Source organism: Kitasatospora sp. NPDC054939 (genome assembly GCF_053610105.1).
Map to the genome: position 1 here is coordinate 1 of NZ_JBSGXP010000169.1, position 2667 is coordinate 2667.

The window sequence follows — 2667 nt, forward strand, 5'->3', positions numbered from 1 at the left end:
CGGAGGGCGGGCGGGTTGATGGATAAGTAGAAGCTGGACGACGAGGTGGTCGGCTCGCCTCGCGTATTACCCGTCGTACACGCACGCTGTTGGGCCGCCGGGTTCGGGCGGCCCTCCTGCGTGATGCGGCCTCAGGGGCCGGATCTCTAGAGCGCGACGCCGAGCAGCGCGTCCACGGTGCGGGAGACCAGGCCGGGTGCCCCGATCGAGTCGCCGCCCTCGGCGTGCTGCCGCTCGGCCCAGCGGTCCACGGCGGCCAGGGCGGCGGGCGCGTCGAGGTCCTCGGCGAGGGCCGCACGGACCTCGCCGAGCAGTGCCTCGGCCGACGGGCCGTCCGGGCGGGAGACCGCGGCGCGCCAGCGGGCGAGCCGCTCGACGGCCTCGTCCAGGGTGCCCTTGGTCCACTCCCAGTCCTCGCGGTAGTGGTGCGAGAGCAGGGCGAGCCGGATCGCGGCGGGGTCGACGCCCTCGCGGCGCAGCGCCGAGACGAAGACCAGGTTGCCGCGGGACTTGGACATCTTGTGCCCGTCCAGCCCGACCATGCCGGCGTGCACGTACGCCCGGGCGTACGGGTGGCTGCCGGTGGCCGCCTGGGCGTGTGCGGCGCCCATCTCGTGGTGCGGGAAGGAGAGGTCGCTGCCGCCGCCCTGGAGGTCGAAGGACATCCCCAGGTACTGCAGGGCGATCGCCACGCACTCGATGTGCCAGCCGGGTCGGCCGTGGCCGAGCTCGGTGTCCCAGGCGGGTTCGCCGGGGCGGGCGGCGAGCCAGAGCAGGGCGTCCAGCGGGTGGCGCTTGCCGGGGCGGTCCGGGTCGCCGCCGCGCTCGGCGAAGACCGGGCGCATGGCCTCGCGGGTGAGGCCGGAGACCTCGCCGAAGTGCGGGTCGGCCTCGACGGAGAAGTAGATGTCGCCGTCCAGCTCGTACGCGGCGCCGCTCGCCAGCAGCTTCTGCACCAGCGGGACGATCCACGGGATGGACTCGACGGCGCCGATGTAGTGGGCGGGCGGGAGCATCCGCAGCGCGGTCATGTCCTCGCGGAAGAGCGCGGTCTCGCGCTCGGCGAGGGCCACCCAGTCCTGGCCGGTCTCGACCGCGCGCTGCAGCAGCGGGTCGTCGACGTCGGTGACGTTCTGCACGTACAGGACGTCGTGGCCGGCGTCCTTCCACACGCGCTGCGCCAGGTCGAAGGCGTTGTAGGTGGCGGCGTGGCCCATGTGGGTCGCGTCGTAGGGGGTGATGCCGCAGACGTAGAGCCGGGCGGTGCCGTCCTGCGGGACGACCTCCCGGACACAGCCCGCTGCGGTGTCGTGGATGCGAAGGGGGAGCCCCTGACCAGGCAGGGCGGGAACCTCGGAGGCGGGCCAGGCATGCATGGGAACGACTTTAACCTTGCGAACATTTGAAAGGCCAACCAACCGGGAAGATCGACCGGATTCGTCACCTGAGCACTTCTCGACCGGTATGGACCGGCCGTTGACGGCTTTCGTCCGCCCTTCCGGGAATAGAACCGGGGCGGGCGGAGCGTGATCGCGGGGGCGCGCTGAGCGCCCGGCCGGGCCCTGCCGCCGGCCGGGCGCCCGGCCCTCGTACGGGCGCGCCCGGAGCCGCTACAGGCGCTTCCAGAGGGCCGGCACGTTCGGCGGCTCCCAGCCGGGGACGGCGGTGTGCCCCTGGAGGCACTGGTAGGAGGCGCCGGAGTGGGTGACGCGGTCGCCCGCGCGGTAGGTGGTGCCCGGGGTCCAGCTGCCGCCGGGCGAGGTGGGCGTGGCGGTGGGGGTCGGCCCGGTGGGGGTCGGGGTGGGGTTGGGGGTCTGCGGCACGTTCAGCACGAAGTCGAAGGTGCCCTCCTTGGCGGAGCCGATCTGCCGGACGTTCATCAGCAGCCGGGCGTCGAAGATGGTGTCGGTGCTGTTGCGCGGCTCACCGGGGAAGTACAGCTGGGTGGTGAGCACCGGCCGTCCGGGGGCCTGGACCTTGACGTGGATGTGCCGGGTGCGGCCCGGGTAGAGGCCGGGGACGATCGTGCTGAGGCTGAACGCGCCCTGGGCGTTGGTGAACTGGTGGCCGCGGAAGGTGAAGCCGGTGTTGTCGTAGGCGCCGTTGACGTCGGCCTGCCAGAAGTCGAGCAGGACGTTGGCGATCGGCAGGCAGGCGCGGCCGAACACGTAGCCGCTGACGGTGAGCCGGGTGCCGGGCGTGGAGGCCGTCACCAGGGAGGTGCGCAGCGGGGAGTTGGGCTTGAAGTACGGGCCCTCGGTCTGCGGGACGGTGGGTTCGTCGCCGTCGTGGCACTCGGGAGTGAGGGTGGGGGCCTCGCCGGTGCCCGCCCGGTCGCGGGCGAGGGCGACGCCGCCGCCGACCAGCAGCGGTGCGGTGCCGAGGACGGCGGCGGCCCGCAGGACGGTCTTGCGGCTGATCCGACGGTCGATCGGGCTGTCCGGTCCGGCCGCGGGGTGTTCGGATGCGGGCATGCGCCGGCTCCTTCGGTGGTGGGGGCTGGTGGGGGTGTCGGACGGGGTGGGCGGCCCTTGCCATGGTGGGGGCATGACAAGGGCCGGGCCCGGGGGCCGGCCCCCGGGGGGGGGGCGGGCCCCCGCGGCCGCCAACCCACCAAACCGCCCGCCCGGGCCCCCCCGCAGGGGGCCCAACCCGGGTGGGGGTGTT

General features: G+C 73.9%; 2 protein-coding genes. Both read right to left on the minus strand.

All coding sequences use genetic code 11. The features are described from left to right. Window positions 1–146: 146 nt before the first annotated feature. A complete protein-coding gene (mshC, locus tag ACWGB8_RS33070; RefSeq protein ID WP_452217333.1) occupies window positions 147–1376 on the minus strand; it encodes a cysteine--1-D-myo-inosityl 2-amino-2-deoxy-alpha-D-glucopyranoside ligase in 1230 nt (409 codons plus the stop codon). A gap of 234 nt (window positions 1377–1610) precedes the next feature. Further along, window positions 1611–2474 carry a dioxygenase family protein gene (locus ACWGB8_RS33075; RefSeq protein ID WP_452217334.1) on the minus strand — a complete coding sequence of 288 codons (864 nt, stop codon included), beginning with the start codon at window positions 2472–2474 and terminating at the stop codon, window positions 1611–1613. Window positions 2475–2667 lie beyond the last annotated feature (193 nt).